Raw genomic sequence first — 17,746 nt, 5'->3', positions numbered from 1 at the left:
GTTTAAGGCCCTCGCTCGACCGTGTCAACTCCGTTCCTCATCCCCGCCAGAACCACCGCCGAAGCGGCAAAACCAGACAGGCCAAAACGAAGCCCACACTCTTCAGCCGACGCAATAACAGGCAACCCGGTTACCTACCGGATCAGCCCGCTAGAACTATCAGAAGAAGCGTCAGCGCCCGGGCCACTCATTCGCGGCCGGCGCCGATGAGCGGGGTATAAGGGGCACTCGGAGCCGCGTCAACACCCATCTTCGCGGTTGCGAGAAAAATGCGGTCGCAGGCCCTGCCGCACCCTCCCCTGCCCTCTATGGGCCTCCCCAGGACGGACATCGGAGCCTGCTCGCCCCTCGATCCTGAGGTCCGGGTGTTTCCGCGATCCCTGGAGGCCTCCTTCGAGGCTCGGCCGATGCCTCGCACCTCAGGATGAGGTCGGCAGATCGGATGCGCCGGCCGTACGGGCTCTCAGAGATCGACCTCGAGGCGCATGCCGTCATAGGCCGGCACCACGCCGGCCGGGAGGCGGGCCTTGAGGGTGGCATAGTCGAGGTCGGTGTGCAGGTTGGTCAGCACCGCCCGGCGCGGGCGCACGCGGGCGATCAGGGCCAGCGCGTCCGAGACCGCGTAATGGGTCGGGTGCGGGGTCTCGCGCAGGGCGTCGATGATCAGGAGGTCGAGGCCGTGCAGCCGCGCCTCCACCGCCTCGGGGATCAGGCTGACATCCGGCATGTAGGCGGCCGGGCCGAAGCGGAAGCCGAGCGCCGCCTCGTTGCCGTGCTCCACGGGGAGCGCCTCGGCGCTGAGCACGCCCCCCGCCCCCGGCACCCGCGTCTCGCCGGTCTCGGCCAGGGCATGCAGGTCGAGGATCGGTGGATAGGCGCTGCCGGGCGGCGTCTCGAAGCAGTAGCCGAAACGGGCGGTGAGCAGCGCCCGCGTGATCGCGTCGGCATAGGTCGGGATGCGGGCGCGCATCTGGATCACCAGCGGCCGCAGATCGTCGATGCCGTGGGTGTGGTCGGCATGGGCGTGGGTGAACAGCACCGCGTCGAGATGGACGACATTCGCGTCGATGAGCTGCTCGCGCAGGTCGGGCGAGGTGTCGATCAGGACGCGGGTGACCTCCGCCCCCTCCCCCCGCTCGACGAGGAGCGAGCAGCGGCGGCGGCGGTTGCGCGGCTCGGCCGGATCGCAGGCACCCCAGCCGTAGCCGACGCGCGGCACGCCGCCAGACGAGCCGCAACCGAGGATGCGCAGGGTCAACGTCGCCATCCGGACCTCCCGCTTCGGTCGTATCCGAGGCGCAAGCTGCCTGTCACGCCTCTCGGGTCCCCGCCGCGCGGTCCGCGCTGGCCGCCTTCGCGAACAGGCGGAAGAAGTTCTCGGTGGTGAGGCGGGCGAAGTCCGCCGGCTCCAGGCCGAGGGTCTCGGCCAGCGCGCGCGCGGTGTCGGCGGTGTAGGCCGGCTCGTTGGTGCGGCCGCGATGGGGCTCCGGCGCCAGGAAGGGCGCGTCGGTCTCGACCAGGATCCGGTCGAGGGGGACGGACCTGGCGATGTCCCGGAGCGCGTGCGAGCGCCGGAAGGTGACGATGCCGGAGAAGGACACGAACAGGCCGAGCTCGACCCCGGCCTCCGCCAGCCGCGCCCCCGAGGAGAAGCAGTGCAGCACCGCCCGGAAGGGCCGCCGCGCCATCTCGTCGGCGAGCACGCGCTCCATCTGCGCGTCCGCGTCGCGGGCATGGATGACGAGGGGCAGGTCGGCGAGCCGGGCCGCCTCGATATGGGCGCGCAGCACCCGCTCCTGCACGGCCTCGGGCGCCGCGTCGTCGTAATGGTAGTCGAGCCCCGCCTCGCCGATGCCGACGCAGCGCGGATGCTCCGCCAGCGCCGCGATGGTCTCGGGCGCCACCTCCGGCTCCTCCGCCGCCCCGTGCGGATGGGTGCCGACCGTGAACCAGACTTCGGGATGCGCCTCGGCGATGGCGCGGTAGGTGTCGGCCTTCGCCACGCGGGTCGAGATGGTGAGCATGCGCCCGACGCCCGCGGCCTCGGCCCGGGCGATCACGCCGGGCAGGTCGGCGGCGAATTCGGGGAAGTCGAGATGGCAGTGGCTGTCGATCAGCATCGGTGAGGTCATGGCAGCGGGTGCTCTCCTCCCCCTTGCGGGGAGGAGCCGGAGGTGGGGGTGGTTCAGGATGAGGCGGGGCGGTGCCTCCTGCACCACCCCCACCCCTGACCCCTCCCCGCAAGGGGGAGGGGAACGTTCACGCGGCCGGCGCCTCCGGCTTCTCGAAGCGCGGGAAGACCGGGGCGGGGGCGGGCAGCGCCGTGCCGGGGACGAGGCGGCCGCCCTGCCCCGCATCGCTCAGCATCCGGCTCTCCGTCGGCAGGCCAAGCAGGTCGAGGAGCTTGCCCGCGGCGCCCGGCACGAAGGGCTGGACCAGGATGCCGACGAGGCGCAGCGTCTCCAGCGTCACGTAGAGCACGGTGTTCATGCGCGCCGGATCGGTCTTGCGGAGCTTCCACGGCTCCTCGCCCGCGAAGTAGCGGTTGGCCTCGGCGACGACCGCCCAGATCTCGCCGAGCGCCGTGTGGGGCGCCGGCACGTCCATGGCGGCGCGCGCCTTGGCGGGCAGCGCCGCGGCGGCCTCGAGCAGCGCGCGGTCGGCGGCCGTGAAGGCACCCGGCTCCGGAACGGCACCCCCGCAATTCTTGGCCACCATCGAGAGCGAGCGCTGCGCGAGGTTGCCGAGATCGTTGGCGAGGTCGGCGTTGATGCGGTTGATGATGCCGTCGTGGCTGTAGTTGCCGTCGCCGCCGAAGGGCACCTCGCGCAGCACGAAGTAGCGCACCGGATCGACCCCGTAGGTCTCCACGAGGTCGAGCGGGTCGACCACGTTGCCGAGCGACTTCGACATCTTCTCGCCCTTGGAGAGCAGGAAGCCGTGGCCGAACACGCGCTTGGGGAGCGGCAGCCCGGCCGACATCAGGAAGGCCGGCCAGTACACCGCGTGGAAGCGGACGATGTCCTTGCCGATGACGTGCAGGTCCATGGGCCAGAAGCGCTTGCGCGCGTCGGCTTCGTCGGGGAAGCCCGTGACGGTGAGGTAGTTCGTCAGCGCGTCGACCCAGACATACATGACGTGGCCCGGATGGCCCGGCACCGGCACGCCCCAGTCGAAGGTGGTGCGGCTGATCGAGAGATCGTTGAGGCCGCTCCGCACGAAGCTCGCGACCTCGTTCATCCGGGTGTCCGGCCCCAGGAAGTCGGGCTGCTCGGCATAGAGCGCCAGCAGGCGGTCCTGGTAGGCGGAGAGGCGGAACAGGAAGTTCTCCTCCTCCATCCACTCGACGGGCGTGTCGGTCCGGATCGAGCGGCGGCTGCCGTCGGGGGCCAGCACCGTCTCGGCCTCGTCGTAATAGGCCTCGTCGCGCACCGAGTACCAGCCGGCATATTTGGCGAGGTAGATGTCGCCGTTGGCCTCCATGCGCCGCCACAGGTCCTGGGCGGCCGCGTAGTGCTCGGCCTCCGTGGTGCGGATGAAGCGGTCGTAGGCGCAGTCGAGCCGGTCGGCCATCGCCCGGAAGGGGGCGGCCGTGCCGTCCACATAGGCGCGGGGGCTGGTGCCGGCCCGGGTCGCCGCCTGCTGGATCTTCAGCCCGTGCTCGTCCGTGCCCGTGGAGAAGAGCACGTCGTAGCCGTCGAGGCGCTTGAAGCGGGCGATGGCGTCGGTGGCGATCACCTCGTAGGCGTGGCCGATATGCGGCGCGCCGTTCGGGTAGGAGATCGCCGTCGAGATGCCGAAAGTCTTGTCCGTCACGTCAGGTCCGTTCCCGGTGCGGGCGTGCTGCCCGGTCAGGTGCGGGCCGTGCCCGCGGAGGTAGCGCCCGCGAGGTCGGCGAACAGCGCGAGGACGACGGGGCGGCGGTCGAGATTGTAGATCGCGGCCTCCCGGGCGGCGCGGGCGAACTTGTCACACACCTCGACCAGGGCCGCAAGGCGCGCCGGCGGCTCGTGGCGGCGGGCGTGGAGCTCGGCCGAGACGAAGCGCTGCACCGTCTCGCTGGCGGCCTCGAACAGGGCTTCCGCATCGCGTCCCGCCAGCCGCTCGGCCAGCGCCAGCACGCGGGTCCAGTCCGGATGCGCGCGGCGGGCGAGCAGGGTCTCGGTCTCGGCGACGATCCCCGACCGGACGGGATCGAGCATCGCCACGGCGCGGGCGACCGAGCCCTCGGCGAGCGCCGCGGCCCGCGCCAGCGCCTCCGCATCCGGCCGCGCGAAGGGCGGGGGGAAGCCCGTCACCACCTCGGCCACCTCGGCCTCGGCGAGCGGGCGCAGGGACAGCATCCGGCAACGCGAGCGGATGGTCGGCAGGAGCCGGCCGGGGGCGTGGGCCAGGATCAGGAACAGGGCCCGGGGCGGGGGCTCCTCCAGCATCTTCAGGAGGGCGTTGGCGCTGTTGGCGTTGAGGTCCTCGGCGCTGTCGACGATGCAGATGCGCCAGCCCTCGTTGCCCGCGGTGGAGCCGAACAGGTCGAGGGCGCGCCGCACCGCGTCGACCGGGATCCGGGTCGGCAGGGTCTTGGTGCCGGGCGCCCGGTGGCGGCGCAAAGCCACGAGGTTGGGGTGCGAGAGCGCGGCAATCTTGCGGGCGACCGGATCGCCCGGGACCGGCTCGGAGAAGCCCTCCGGGTCGGCGAGCAGGCGCCGCGCGACCCGGTAGGCCAGGGTCGCCTTGCCGATGCCCTGGGGGCCGGCGATCAGCCAGGCATGGTGCAGGCGCCCGGCCGCGTGGGCCGTGGCGAAGGCGGCCTCGGCCTGGGCATGGCCGACGAGGCGGGCGGTCTCGCGCGGGCGCGGCAGGCCCGCGAGGTCGCCGGCCTCGACGTCGTCGGGATCGCGTTCAGGCGGCATCGCTCGCCCCCTCCGGCAGCAGGTGCGGCAGGCGCTCAGTCACAGCCGCGCGGATCGCGGCGGCGACGGCGTCGGGGGCCTCGCCGGCATCGATCAGCACGCAGCGCCCGGGCTCGGCCTCGGCGATGGCGCGGAAGGCGGCGCGCAGGCGCCTGTGGAAGTCGAGGGCCTCGCCCTCGAAGCGGTCGGCCGCCCCGCTGCGGGCGCGGGCCCGGGCGAGGCCGGTCTCGGGATCGAGGTCGAGGATCAGGGTGAGGTCGGGCCGCGTCGCCCCGACGACCACGCGCTCCAGGGCCGCCACCGTGCCCGCCGCGAGGCCGCCCGCGGCGCCCTGGTAGGCGCGGGTCGAATCCATGAAGCGGTCGCAGAGCACGACCGCGCCGTCCGCGAGCGCCGGGCGGATCAGGCGGTCGAGATGGTCGATGCGGGCGGCGGAGAACAGCAGCGCCTCGGCGAAGGGGCCGTAGGGCTTGGCGAGGCCGCCGAGCAGCGCGGCGCGGATCTCCTCGGCCCGCTTCGTGCCGCCGGGCTCGCGGGTGACGACCACGGTGCGCCGGGGCCGCAGGGCGCCGGCGAGGCGCTCGACCTGCGTCGACTTGCCGGCCCCCTCCCCGCCCTCGAAGGTGATGAACGCGCCTGAGCTCATGGCGGCGGCATCGGGCGTTCCCGCCCCAGCGTCAAGCCGGCACGTGCCACGCCGGGACGTGTCAGGACGGGTTGGCCGTCTTCTCGGCCGTCTTGTCCGCCTTGCCCTTGCCGGACGCCTTGTCGAAGGCGCGGCGGACGAGGTCGGTGCCGACCTCGAGCGCCGCGTCCATCGCCCGCTGCGACAGGGTGCCGGGGCCGACCGCCTCGCCCGCATAGACCGGCTGGTCGAGGGCGACCGCGTCGCCGCGCATCACGCGCAGGCGCCCGATCGGCTGGCCCTCCTCCACGGGGGCCGGCAGCGGGCCCTGGTAGACGACCTTGGCGGTGACGCGGTCGCCCGAGCCGCGCGGCAGCAGGAGCCGCACCGGCCGCTTGGCCACCACCGGCACCGAGCCCTTCTCGCCGCCGAAGACCGAGGCCTCGGCCACGGTCTCGCCGCTCGCGAAGATCTGCCGCGGCTCGAAGGCGCGGAAGCCCCATTCCATCAGCTTGCGGCTCTCGGAGGCGCGGTCGCGGGCGGTCTTCAGCCCCGAGAGGACGAGGATCAGGCGCTGGCCGTTCTGCACGGCCGAGGCGGTGAGCGCGTAGCCCGATTCCTCCAGGTAGCCGGTCTTCAGCCCGTCCGCGCCGATGTCGAGGGTCAGGAGCGGGTTGCGGTTCTGCTGCTTGATCTTGTTCCAGGTGAACTCGCGCTCGGCGAAGATCTTGTACAGGTCCGGATAGGTCTCGATCAGGTGCAGCGCGAGCTTGGCCATGTCGCGCGCGGTGACCTTCTGGTCGGGCGCCGAGTAGCCGGTCGCGTTGCGGAAGGTCGAGCGCGTCAGCCCGATCTCGCTGGCGCGCTGGTTCATCATGTTGGCGAAGCTGCCCTCGGAGCCCGCCATGTTCTCGGCGATGGTGATCGCCGCGTCGTTGCCCGACTGCACGATGAGGCCGCGGATCAGGTCCGACATCTTGATGCGGCTGTTCACCTGCGCGAACATCGAGGAGCCGCCGCCCCCGGCCCCGCCGCGGCGCCACGCGTCCTCGGTCACCGTGAACTCGGTGTCCATGGAGAGGCGGCCGGATTTCAGCGCCTCGAACACGATGTCCGTGGTCATCAGCTTGGCCATGCTGGCCGGGGCGAAGGGCTCGTCGGCGGCCTTCTCGAACAGCACTGAGCCGGAATCGGCATCCATCAGGATCGCGTGGGGGGCCGCGGTCTGGAAGGTCTGCGCGCGGACGGGCTGGGCGAGGGCCAGCGCGCAGGCCGCGGCCAGGAGAGTCCAGAGGGACGTGCGCATCGCCATCTCCCGCGCCGGCCGGGACCGCCCGGTCACCCGCCGCCGACGCCTGATCGGATAACAAGCGTGACCATAAAGCGGTTTCACCGCGGGATCGAACGGGAAAACGCCGCGGGCCCGGATCGGACCGGGTTTCCAAAGGGATCATCCCTTTGGCGGGTCCAGGGCAGAGCCCCGGTTCTTCCCAGGGCTTCGCCCTGGACCCACGAGAGGGATGATCCCTCTCGACGCCCGGATCAATAGATTCCGGCGAGGCGGTCGGTGTGGCGGCCCGGGGGCTTGGCGGCGGGGCCGGCGGCGAGCTTCGCGGGGGCGCCCTTCTCCGGAGACTTGCCGGCCTTGGCATCGCCCTTGGGCGCGGGCGCGGCGGTCGCCGTGAGGCGGGCCATGGCGAGCTTGGCGGAGGCCGGCATCGCCGCCGGGGCCACGGGCCGGGCGGCGAGATGGGTCGGGGCGCCCTTGGCCGGCGCGGCCGGCTTCGCCGCGGGTCCGGCGGCGAGCCGCATCGGCGCGGGGCCGGGCCTGTCGGCAGCTTGACCGGGCCTGCCGGCGGCTTGGCCGGGCATGCCGGCGGCTTGGCCGACCGGGTTGAGGCCGGCGACCGGCGCGGCCCGGAAGGCGGCGGCGCGGGGCGCGGTCGGCTGCAGGGCCGGCGGCACCGCGACGGCGGCGCTCGCGACGAGGACCGGCGCCGGGCGCCGGGCGGGGCGCGGCGCCTCCTCCGGCTCGGCCTCGGGGGCGGGCTTGAAGGCCAGCGGCGCGCGGGCGGGTTTGGCGAAGCTCTCCACCGGCTCCTCGGAGGGGCCGAGATCGGCGACCATGACGGGGCTGCGCAGGCCGGCGGGCTGGCCGTCGGTGCGCAGCGTCGCCATCAGCTTGCGGTCGTCGCTGCCGGCGACCGAGGCCTTGCCGATATAGGCGACGCGCACCCGCGCCGTGCCCTTGCGGTGGAAGTCGAGGGCGCGGGCCGCCTCCTCGGAAATGTCCATCACCCGGCCCGCATGGTAGGGGCCGCGGTCGTTGACGCGCACCACCATCGAGTAGCCGTTCTCGAGATTGGTGACGCGGGCGTAGCTCGGCAGCGGCAGGGTCGGGTGCGCGGCGGCGATCGAGTGGCGGTCGAAGACCTCGCCGTTCGCCGTCATGCGGCCGTGGAAGGCCGAGCCGTACCAGGAGGCCAGGCCCTCGCGCACGTAGCCCTTGGCGTCCTCGCGCGGCACGTAGGTCTTGCCGGCCACCATGTAGGGCTTGCCGGAGAAGCGGCGCCCGCCGCCCTTCGGGATCACGTCGCCCTCGTTGTAGAGGCGCGGGCTCGCCTTGACCCCGTATTTCGGGTCGATGCCGTTGCCCGAGGGCCCGCCGGCGAATTTCTGGGTGTTGCTGCTGCAATTCGCGGTCAGGAGTGCCACCGCCGAGACGGCGGCGAGTCGCAGCGCCGGTCCGCGCCGATGGCTCGTCCCCGCCATCTGCGCGAGCGTCTTGCCCATGCCAACCACCAGGCCACTCCCGATACGCCACGCGGGGGCCCGGCGCGACCGGCGCCGGGGTCCGGACCGGCCCGAAGCACACCATCGCTCCGAGGCCGGACGCACCGAGATTTGTCCGGACGCCGTAAAGGAAGCCTGAACGATCCCGCTGCGGCGGGGCAGGACGTGGACGGGTCCACAGATTCCCGCCTCTGATGTGATGGGTGAGGAGATCCAGCGAAGCATTTGGCTTCACGCCAGAAAGCGCGCTGCAAGGGCCCTTCTGTCCACGGGGAGGGGCGCCCGGCTTCCGCACGATCAAGGGATCCGCGACAGGCCCCCTCTCCCGTTCGGGAGAGGGCTGGGGTGAGGGATGAGGACTGTCCGGAGAGGTCGCTTGGGTCCACGCCGGGCCTCTCCTCCCACAGATCTCGGGCTTGCCCGAGATCTGCCCTTGCCTGTCCAGATCGGGCTGGCCCGATCTGGATGGGGAGGAGGGGAAGCCGCGAGCAGCCGTTCTCCTCGCGCAGAGCCTCAAAACCTCCGCTCAATCCCTTGCGGCAACGGACGAAATCAACGCCCGTCCGGATCGGTGAGCTGCGCGATCGAGCGGGCGCCGCGCTGGCGGAAGAGCAGGTCGAGGGCCTCCAGCATCAGGCCGTGCATCTTGGTGCGCTCGGCATGGGCCAGGTCGCGGAGCTGGTCGTAGACCGGGGGCTCCAGATAGACCGACATCTGGCGCGCCCGCTCCTTCAGGGTGTGGCCGCCCCGGCGCGGGGCCGGGAGGTCGAGCTGCACGATCTCGGCGCCGCCCTGGGCGGGCCGGCCGGGATGCGCGGCGGAAAGCGCGGCGGGCTTGGCGAGCGTCTTGGGCAACGCCTTGGCCGGCGGGGTCGCCGAGGCGACGATGGCGGCAAGGCTGAGCTTAGGCGGCTTCGGCATGCTTCACCGTCCGCCGACCCGTCCGGCCCGCCTGCATGCGCCGCTCGATCCAGGCCCAGAGCCGGCGCACCTCGCCCGCGGCCTGGCCCTTGGGGTTGAACTCGGTGACGCCCTGGCCGAGGCCGATCGCGTCCTGGTGGTCGGTGCGGGCCACGATGTTCACGTCCGGCAGGATGCCGAGCACCGCGAGCCCGTCCGCCGCGTCGCGGATGCGGTAGGAGCGGGGGGGCGTCTGGTTGAGCACGAAGGCGAACTTCTTCTCCAGCCGGTAGATCGCGGCGAGCGTCGGCTTGAAGGCGCGCAGGTCCGCGGGCGTCGGCCGGCAGGGGATGATGCAGAGGTCGGCCGCGCGGATCGCCGCGAGGGTGCCGGTGGAATCGACGCCGGGCGTGTCGATGAAGACGTAGTCGTAGGCCGATTCGCGCAGGCGCTCCATCACGGCCTCGATCTGCGTGGCGTCGATCTGGGCCACCTCCGGCCCCTCCTCCGTGCGGTGGTCGAGCCAGTCCGAGATCGTGGCCTGCCGGTCCATCTCCAGGATGCAGACCGTGTGGCCGGCCTCGCGCGCGGCGACCGCGAGCGAGATGCACAGGGTGCTCTTGCCGCTGCCGCCTTTCTGGGTGACGAAGGTGATCGCTTTCATGCCGTCCCCGCCTGGTCCCGCACCCTCCCCGCGCCGGCGCCCGCCGCTGCGGGCATCCTGTGACGCAAGGATGCTCTGATCCCGCGACTGAGCCCGATTATGGTTAAGGCCTGGTTAAGATCGGCGCGGCCGGACGGGCCGGGACGGCGGCTCTCAGGTCCGATTCGGCAATCTGAGGTTGGCTCTCGCGCCGGCCACCGGTCTCGGGCTTCCCTGGGAAGGCGTCGTGTCCTAAGATGTAACCTCAAGGACGCCGCTGACCCCAGATATTAACCTCAGGTTTGCCTGAGGCCGGGGCGGCGGGCGGACGGCTGGACACTTGCCGAGGTGCCCCATGGCGCAGGCCCAGATCCCGCAGGCGATGCTCGACGCGTCCGGCGTCGTGGGGGCGTGGACCCACGATCACTGGCGCGGCAGCCTCGTGCTGTCGGCCCCCTTCGCCGCCCTGCTCGGCCTGGACCCCGAGGCCGCGGCGGCGGGGGTGCCGCTCGCCACCTTCCTCGACCGGACCCATCCGGAGGACCGGGCGCGGATCGAGAGCTACCTGCACGCGGTGGGCGAGCATGGCGGCCCGCTGGAGGCGGAGTTCCGCACCCGCGACGGCCGGGCCGGGATGCGCAAGGTGCTGATGCGCGGGCGCATCGAGCGCGACCCCTCCGGCCGCACCGGCCAGGGCCGGGGCATCGCCATCGACCTCACCGAGAACCGCATGGTCGACCTGCACCGCTCCGAGCACCTCGTGAACCGCATGGCCGAGCACGCCATCGCCCTGCGCAGCCTCGCCGAGGCGATGCGGCGGCCCGCCCTCATCGGCCGGGTGGACGAATTGATGACCCAGATCGGCTTCGAGCCCCCCCGCTCCCTGCGCGCGCCGGAGGCCGGCGCCCGCCATTGATCGCGGCGGCGGGCCGCAGCTACTCTCGCGCGTTTCATCCGACATCCGATTGATCCCCTCGGGATGGCGGATGTCGACGTCGCTCAAGAGCCGCGCGGGCTTGCCGGGAGGTTCCACGGTGCGTGCCGACACCATCTACGACCGCGACCTCGACCGGGTCCCGGCCAACCACCAGCCGCTGACGCCGCTGGGCTATCTCGACCGGGCCGCCCGGACCTTCCCCGACCACGTCGCCGTGATCCACGGGCCCCTGCGGCGCAGCTATGCCGAGCTCTACGACCGCTGCCGCCGCCTCGCCTCGGCGCTCCACCGGCGCGGGCTGGGGCGCGGCGACACGGTGGCGGTGATGCTCGCCAACACGCCCGCCATGGTCGAGTGCCATTACGGCGTGCCGATGACGGGGGCGGTGCTCAACACGCTCAACACCCGCCTCGACGCCGCCGCCATCGCCTTCTGCCTGGAGCATGGCGAGGCCAAGGTGCTGATCACCGACCGGGAATTCGCCCGCACCATCAAGCCGGCCCTGGAGCGTCTGAAGAGCCCGCCGCTGGTGATCGACGTCGACGATCCCGAATATGACGGCCCGGGCGAGCGGCTCGGTGAGGCGGAGTACGAGGAATTCCTCGCCGCCGGCGACCCGGACTTCGACTGGGCGCTGCCGCCGGACGAGTGGGACGCGATCAGCCTGAACTACACCTCGGGCACCACGGGCGACCCGAAGGGGGTGGTCTACCACCATCGCGGCGCGGCGCTCTTGGCGCTCGGCAACGTGGTCACCTGCAATCTCGGCCAGCACCCGGTCTATCTCTGGACCCTGCCGATGTTCCACTGCAACGGCTGGTGCTTCCCCTGGACCCTCTCCATCGTGGCCGGCACCCATGTCTGCCTGCGCCAGGTCCGGGCCGGGGCGATGTACGCCCTGATGGCCGAGCACGGGGTCACGCATCTCTGCGGGGCGCCGATCGTGATGCAGCTCCTCATCAACGCGCCCGAGGCGGAGCGCCGCCCCCTGCCCCGGCGCGTCGCCTTCTTCACCGCCGCCGCGCCGCCGCCCGAGGCGGTGCTCGCCGGCATGCGCGAGGCGGGCTTCGACGTCACCCATCTCTACGGCCTCACCGAGAGCTACGGCCCGGCCGTGGTCAACGCCTGGCACGCGGAGTGGGACGCGCTCTCCCCCGAGGAGCAGGCGGCCAAGAAGGCGCGCCAGGGCGTGCGCTACCCCGTGCTCGAGGGCCTCGACGTGCGCGACCCCGAGACGATGGAGCCGGTCCCCGCCGACGGCACCACCATCGGCGAGGTGATGATGCGCGGCAACGTGGTGATGCGCGGCTACCTGAAGAACCCGAAATCCACGCAAGGAGCCTTCGCGGGCGGCTGGTTCCGCACCGGCGACCTCGGGGTGAAGCACCCCGACGGCTACGTGCAGCTCAAGGACCGCTCGAAGGACATCATCATCTCAGGGGGCGAGAACATCTCCTCGATCGAGGTCGAGGACGCCCTGTTCAAGCACCCGGCCGTGGCGGCCGCCGCGGTGGTGGCCAAGCCCGACGCCAAGTGGGGCGAGACCCCGTGCGCCTTCGTGGAGCTGAAGCCCGGCTCCGAGGCGGATGCCGACGCCCTGATCGCCTGGTGCCGCGAGCGCCTCGCCCCCTACAAGCTGCCCCGCCACGTGGTCTTCGGCGAATTGCCCAAGACCTCCACCGGCAAGATCCAGAAGTTCATCCTGCGCGAGCGGGCGCGGGAGGGCTGAGAGCCGGCCAGGGTCACGGTTTCGAAAGGTCGAGACCTTTCGCGGGTGCAGGGTGGAACCCTGCATTCGAGTGTTCCTGCCCGGCTTCGCCGGGCAGGAACACTCGAACCCGGGGCTACGCGCCCCGGGACCCCGCCCAAGGGCCTCGGGCCCTTGGGTATCCCGGGACTCAACGATCCCGGGACTCAACGATCCCGGGACTTGGCGCTCAGGCCTTCACCACTTGTAGCTCAGGCTCGCCACCACGCGGCGGGCGTCGCCGTAGAAGCAGGCGGTCGCCGACTGGCAGGACGAGACGAAGCGCCGGTCGCCGATATTCGTGGCGTTCACCGCGATGCGCCAGTTGTCGAAGTTGTAGTGCACCTGCGCGTCGAACAGCACGAAGTCCGAGACCTTGAGCGTGTTGGCGACGTCCGCGTAGGAGCGCCCGACATAGCGCACGCCGCCGCCGAAGCCGAAGCCGCGCCACGCGCCCGCGGGGATCGTGTAGTCGACGAAGGCCGAGGCGAAGGTCTCGGGGATGTTGACCGGGGTGCGGCCGACCCGCGCCGGGTCGGCGTCCTTGGTGGTGACGAGGTCGTAGCTCGTGAAGGCCGCCACCGCGTTCAGCCCCTCCGCGAGGGTGACGGTGAGCTGCGCCTCGAAGCCGGTGGAGCGCTGCGCGCCGGACTGGATCTGGAAGAAGAGGTTGGCCGGGTCCGGCACCGTCACGCCCTGGCGGTTGATGTCGAAGCCCGCGAGCGTCAGGAAATAGCCCTGCCCCGGCGGCTCGAACTTCACGCCGCCCTCGATCTGGTCGCCGGTCTCGGGCCGGAAGGCCTGGCCGCTGAAGGCGGTGCCGATCTGCGGCTGGAACGAGGTCGAGTAGCTGATGTAGGGCGCGAGCCCGAAGTCGAAATTGTAGATCAGCGCCGTGCGGTAGGTGAGCGCGTTGTCGCTGCGGCCGTTGCTGGCCGAGGGCGTGAGCAGGTTGCGGATGCGGTTGTCGGCGAAGTCCTGGCGCAGGCCGAGCACCAGGGTCAGGTTGTCGGTGAGCTTGATCTGGTCCTGGGCGTAGAGGCCGAGCTGCTCGAAGGAGTTGACGTTGATGAGGTAGGGCAGCGGCGCGGCGACGCGCTGGCCGTAGACCGGGAACAGGATGCTGATGTCGGGCCCGGGGAATGTCGAGGCCTGGTTGTCGTGCAGGTTGTAGTTCTTGTAGTCGAGCCCGAGCAGCAGGTTGTGCCGGAAGAAGCCGTCGAAGAAGCGCGCCTCGGCCTGGTTGTCGACCTGGAACAGGCCCGCCCGCGCGCTGTCGCGGAACTGGTAGCGGGAGAGCCGCGTCTGCGCCGTGCCGGCCGTGTAGTCGTTGCCGATATAGGAGTTCTGGAAGCTGTCCACGTAGGAGTAGCGGAGGTTCTGGCGGAAGGTCCAGGTCTCGTTGAAGGCGTGCTCGAACTCGTAGCCCGCATAGGCCTGCTCGCGCCGGAAGGTGTTGAGGCCGACATCGCCGACATTGAGCGAGCGCGGGATGCGCAGGCCGGACGCGTTCGGCCGCACGGTGCCGTAATAGGGCAGGAAGTTCGCGGTCACCGCCGCGTTGTCGTACTGGAAGCTCGACAGGATGGTGAGCTTCGTGGCCCCGTCCGGCTTGTAGGTGATGGCCGGCGCGATGTAGCCGCGATCCTCCGGCGCGCCCTCGACCTGGTTGCCGCCGATCCGGCCGCTGCCGGTGAGGCGGTAGAACCAGTGGCCGTCGGCATCGGCGGGGCCGCCGAGGGCGAAGGCGGCGTAGCCGAAGCCGCCCTGCCCGAAGGCGCCGCCGCCCACCTCGATGTAGCGCAGCGGGTCGAGCGGCGGGCGCTTGGTCACCTGGTTGATCAGGCCGCCCGGCGTGCCGGCGCCGAACAGCACGGCGGCGGGGCCGCGCAGCACCTCGATGCGCTCCAGGCCGAACGTCTCGGTGCGGAAATAGGCGAAGCCGTAGTTCAGCAGCTGCAGGCCGTCGCGGTAGAGGCCGTAATCGCTCGCCAGGAAGCCGCGCAGGATGAAGTAGTCGAGGCGGGAATCCGCGCCGAAGGTGCCCGAGTAGAGGCCGGCCGCGTATTGCGTCGCCTGGGTCAGGGTCTGGGCCTTCTGGGTGTCGATCTGCTCGCGGCCGACGACGGTGATCGATTGCGGCGTCTCGATCAGCGGCGTGTTGGTCTTGGTCGCGGTCGCCGAGCGCGTCGCCACGAAGCCGTTCACCGGGCCGGTCGGGCTCTCGACGGCGCGCACCCCGGCCCCACCGCCGGCACCGCCCCGGCCCGGCCCGTTGCCCTGGCCCTCGACGCTGATCTCCCCGAGCTGCACGCTCGCCTCCGCGGGCGGCCTGCCGGTCCCGCGGCGGGGCGGCGTCGCCTCCTGGGCCGCGGCGGCCTGGGCCAGCACGAGGAGGGAGGCGCCGGACAGGATCGCGGCCCGGCGGGTGCGGAACGGGATCGGGAGGCGGGTGATCGCGGACATGGCGGATTCCGGGCAGCCGGGCGCCATGTCCGAACCGGACCCGGCCGCGCTGCGGTACAGTTTAGAATGATGCTAAGTTGGTGAAATGCTTGAGCTTTTCGACTCGATGCGTACGCCCGTCCGGCTCGCCGCACAAGATGCATGCAAAGCCCGGCGTCACGCAAAGCAGCGCCTGTGACCCGACGGTCACTATTCCGATGAGGGGGCGTCGAGCCGGGATATGCGGCGGATGTCCCGGCGCCGCACCCGGTCGCGGTACAGTCGAGGGCGGCCCGGGATCCGCCCTCGACGGCCCGTCTATTTCGCCAGCCGCGCCTTGATCCAGCCGGCGACGGTGCCGGCCACCTGGTCGCTGTTCTTCTCCAGCATCATCATGTGGCCGTTGCCGCGGATGCCGGCCTCGACGAGGCGCAGGGAATCGGGCTTGGCCCCCGCCTGGGCCAGGAAGGCGGCGGTGCAGTCGTCGGTGGGCGCCCGGAAGGAGGCCTCGGCCGTGACGATCACGGTGGGGACGCGCGCGAGGTTCGGCAGCTTGCGCGCGGGCTCGGCCTGCAGCCAGCAGCGGATGCGGCCCTCGGCGGTGGGCGCCTTGGCCTGCGCGACGGCGAGGTCCTCCGGCGCGTTGACCGGCGGGTCGAAGGTCAGGGGCATCCGGGTGATGCCGTAGGCCCGGGCCCGGCCCTCGCCCGCCCGCTCCCAGAAATCCTTGCCGCCGCGGAAGCGCACGTCGAAGAAGGGCGGCCCGTTCGGCTCCACCGCCACATGGGCCTTCACGAGGTCGGGCCGCTGGTCCGAGACGGCCCAGCCGAACAGGGCGCCCTGGCCGTGGGTGAGCAGGATGGCCGGGCCGATCTTGTCGATCAGCGCGACGAGGGCGGGGGTGACGAGCTCCTCCGTCTGCTGGCTGTTGGCGAGGTAGGGCACCTGGCTCGCCATGAACTGGTCGAAGGCCGGGTTGCCCTGCACGCCGGGGCCGCCGGGCCACTGGGTGTGGAGCTTGGCCTGCGGGAACAGGTCGTAGACCTCCTGGGCGGTGTAGGTCTCCTCCAGCGTGCGCGCCGAGAGCCGGGTATAGGGCCCGTAGACCTCCGGGTTGGTGCCCGAGCGCCCGCGCCCGACCTGATCGACCACGTAGACCCGGAAGCCCTGCTCCACGAAGTACTGGACCCAGCCGGGCCGGCCGTCCGGGGTGCCGAGGAAGTTCACGCCGCTCTGGGCGACGCCGTGCACCATCACGATCGGCAGGGCCTGCGTGGGCTTGGCCGGGCTGCGGGACTGCACGAACATCTGCCCCACCATCACGGTCTTGTCCTCGACCCGCTGGTAGCGCCCGCCGATGAAGAAGTAGCCCGCCACCGTGGGGGCCGAGCGGTCGGCCGCCGGCTGGGCCCGGGCCGGGGCGAGGGGGGCCGTCGCGAAGGCGGCAAGGGCCGCGAGCGCCGTCCCGGCGGCCGCGCGGAGCAGGGCGGCGCGCCGCCCGGGGCCGGACGCGCCCGGCCTTCCCCACGAGAGCCCAGCCGAACGTCCTGCCGCCTTGGCCGTCACCTTGCCCGCCGCCATGCCCGCCATGCCCCCTCCCCGGTCTCCCGGATGCCCGCCGCGGCCCGCGCCGGACGCGGGCCTTATCGCGCAAATGCGCGGCCGTGCCAGCCGTGGCGCGGCCATGGCACGCCACTGCGACGCCCGTTTGAAACGCCCGTTGGACCAAGGGTTTCCGAAGATGTCCCCGGATCCCGCCGGGGCGCCGTCCAGTCCCCTTGCCAGTCCCCTTTTGCCGGGCCCCGTGTGCCCGCGCACGCCGCCCGAGCCCGGCACATGCCTGACCCCGCGCGCCCGTGGGTCGTGCGGCCGGGCCGGGGCACCCATCTCCGGATCAGCGCCGGCCGATCCCGCCATCCGATCGCCGGCCCGTAGAGGTTCCCCACCATGGACGCCGTCCAACCCCTCGTCTCCGCCGCCCTGATCGCGACGATCGCGCTGTTCACCTTCGCCAATCTCGAGCTGGCCCTGACCGAGATCCGCGGCGACCTGCGCGCCGCCCGCGCCACGGCCCGCACCCGCCGCTGAGCCCGGTCCGGGGGCCTGTTCGAGCGGATCGTTCAGGCTGTCGCTTTCGCCGATCCCCTCCTCGACCTCATCCTGAGGCGCCGCAGCGAAGCGGGGGCCTCGAAGGAGGCCTCCAGGGATCGCGGCGACGTCTGGAGGCCGCCTTCGAGGCTCGGCTGACGCTGCGCACCTCAGGATGAGGTCGAGGATTGGGACGAGCCGACGCTTCGCATGACGACCGGTCGAGCCCGGCCCGAGCCTGCCGTTGACCGGCCGTTAACCCCGTCCGCCTACCCTTCGTTAACCATGCGGGCGGCGACCGCGCCGCCGACGCGGCCGGCGCGGCCCCGCACGGGGGACGGGGATCGGGCCGGTGCGGGGCATCACAGACGCCGAGGAGCAGCGCGACGTGGGCCGGGCCGGCGGCCCGTCCCTGCGCGCCGCCCGTCTGCCGGCCCTTCTCCCGGTCTTCCTGCCCGTCCTCCTCCCTGCCCTGCTCGCCGCCGCGCCGGCCCGGGCGCAGCTGCGCCCCTCCGACGCCGGCAGCGGTGGCCTGCGCTATGCCGGGCCCGCCGACGGCGCCGCGGACGAGGCGGCCGGCCTCGGCCTCGGCCTCGGCCGCGCCCGGCCCCCCCCCGGGCCGTCTCTTTTTCACATCTGATGCCGTCTCCGAATCGAA

At 72.2% G+C, this 17,746-nt stretch carries 15 protein-coding genes; 4 read left to right on the top strand and 11 right to left on the bottom strand.

What is annotated here, in order from left to right; all coding sequences use genetic code 11:
* Positions 1-463 precede the first annotated feature (463 nt).
* From MTDSW087_RS27965 to MTDSW087_RS27925, 9 genes are all read right to left on the bottom strand, one after another.
* Positions 464-1,267, bottom strand: a complete 804-nt coding sequence (locus MTDSW087_RS27965; protein WP_144768788.1) for an MBL fold metallo-hydrolase — start codon at positions 1,265-1,267, stop codon at positions 464-466.
* 43 nt (positions 1,268-1,310) lie between these two features.
* Positions 1,311-2,120 (bottom strand): TatD family hydrolase, encoded by an 810-nt coding sequence (locus MTDSW087_RS27960; RefSeq protein WP_144768792.1) that lies wholly within the window; start codon positions 2,118-2,120, stop codon positions 1,311-1,313.
* Positions 2,121-2,259: 139 nt separating this feature from the next.
* Positions 2,260-3,816, bottom strand: a complete 1,557-nt coding sequence (gene metG, locus MTDSW087_RS27955; RefSeq protein WP_144768786.1) for a methionine--tRNA ligase — start codon at positions 3,814-3,816, stop codon at positions 2,260-2,262.
* A 35-nt stretch (positions 3,817-3,851) separates the two neighbouring features.
* On the bottom strand, positions 3,852-4,910 hold the full coding sequence (locus tag MTDSW087_RS27950) for a DNA polymerase III subunit delta' (RefSeq protein ID WP_144768785.1): 1,059 nt from the start codon (positions 4,908-4,910) through the stop codon (positions 3,852-3,854).
* Complete coding sequence (tmk, locus tag MTDSW087_RS27945; protein ID WP_186384027.1) at positions 4,900-5,556, bottom strand: dTMP kinase; 657 nt, start codon at positions 5,554-5,556, stop codon at positions 4,900-4,902. Before tmk ends, MTDSW087_RS27950 begins: the two co-directional genes overlap by 11 nt.
* Before the next feature lie 61 nt (positions 5,557-5,617).
* Positions 5,618-6,841, bottom strand: a complete 1,224-nt coding sequence (locus MTDSW087_RS27940; protein ID WP_186384026.1) for a D-alanyl-D-alanine carboxypeptidase family protein — start codon at positions 6,839-6,841, stop codon at positions 5,618-5,620.
* Between the two features lie 236 nt (positions 6,842-7,077).
* Positions 7,078-8,328: a septal ring lytic transglycosylase RlpA family protein gene (locus tag MTDSW087_RS27935; RefSeq protein ID WP_144768781.1), complete on the bottom strand. Its 1,251-nt coding sequence runs from the start codon at positions 8,326-8,328 to the stop codon at positions 7,078-7,080.
* 552 nt (positions 8,329-8,880) lie between these two features.
* On the bottom strand, positions 8,881-9,249 hold the full coding sequence (locus MTDSW087_RS27930; RefSeq protein WP_144768780.1) for a ribbon-helix-helix domain-containing protein: 369 nt from the start codon (positions 9,247-9,249) through the stop codon (positions 8,881-8,883).
* Positions 9,233-9,892: a ParA family protein gene (locus tag MTDSW087_RS27925; protein ID WP_144768778.1), complete on the bottom strand. Its 660-nt coding sequence runs from the start codon at positions 9,890-9,892 to the stop codon at positions 9,233-9,235. Before MTDSW087_RS27925 ends, MTDSW087_RS27930 begins: the two co-directional genes overlap by 17 nt.
* A 334-nt stretch (positions 9,893-10,226) precedes the next feature.
* On the opposite strand from MTDSW087_RS27925, the gene MTDSW087_RS27920 reads away from it, so the two are divergent.
* Positions 10,227-10,787: a PAS domain-containing protein gene (locus tag MTDSW087_RS27920; protein ID WP_144768776.1), complete on the top strand. Its 561-nt coding sequence runs from the start codon at positions 10,227-10,229 to the stop codon at positions 10,785-10,787.
* 118 nt (positions 10,788-10,905) lie between these two features.
* On the top strand, positions 10,906-12,537 hold the full coding sequence (locus tag MTDSW087_RS27915; RefSeq protein WP_144768774.1) for an acyl-CoA synthetase: 1,632 nt from the start codon (positions 10,906-10,908) through the stop codon (positions 12,535-12,537).
* A gap of 216 nt (positions 12,538-12,753) precedes the next feature.
* Here MTDSW087_RS27915 and MTDSW087_RS27910 read toward each other — a convergent pair whose 3' ends face one another.
* Both MTDSW087_RS27910 and MTDSW087_RS27905 read right to left on the bottom strand, forming a co-directional pair.
* Positions 12,754-15,021, bottom strand: a complete 2,268-nt coding sequence (locus MTDSW087_RS27910; protein ID WP_144768772.1) for a TonB-dependent siderophore receptor — start codon at positions 15,019-15,021, stop codon at positions 12,754-12,756.
* Between the two features lie 297 nt (positions 15,022-15,318).
* Entirely contained in the window at positions 15,319-16,485 is a 1,167-nt protein-coding gene (locus MTDSW087_RS27905) for an alpha/beta hydrolase (RefSeq protein WP_144768790.1), read from the bottom strand.
* Positions 16,486-16,947: 462 nt separating this feature from the next.
* On the opposite strand from MTDSW087_RS27905, the gene MTDSW087_RS30505 reads away from it, so the two are divergent.
* On the top strand, positions 16,948-17,088 hold the full coding sequence (locus MTDSW087_RS30505; RefSeq protein WP_186384025.1) for a hypothetical protein: 141 nt from the start codon (positions 16,948-16,950) through the stop codon (positions 17,086-17,088).
* Positions 17,089-17,440: 352 nt separating this feature from the next.
* Positions 17,441-17,728 carry a hypothetical protein gene (locus MTDSW087_RS27900; protein ID WP_144768770.1) on the top strand — a complete coding sequence of 96 codons (288 nt, stop codon included), beginning with the start codon at positions 17,441-17,443 and terminating at the stop codon, positions 17,726-17,728.
* The last annotated feature ends 18 nt before the right edge of the window (positions 17,729-17,746 follow it).

The sequence above is a fragment of the Methylobacterium dankookense genome, assembly GCF_902141855.1.
Lineage (GTDB): Bacteria > Pseudomonadota > Alphaproteobacteria > Rhizobiales > Beijerinckiaceae > Methylobacterium > Methylobacterium dankookense.
This window is presented reverse-complemented; position numbering and strand designations above follow the sequence as displayed.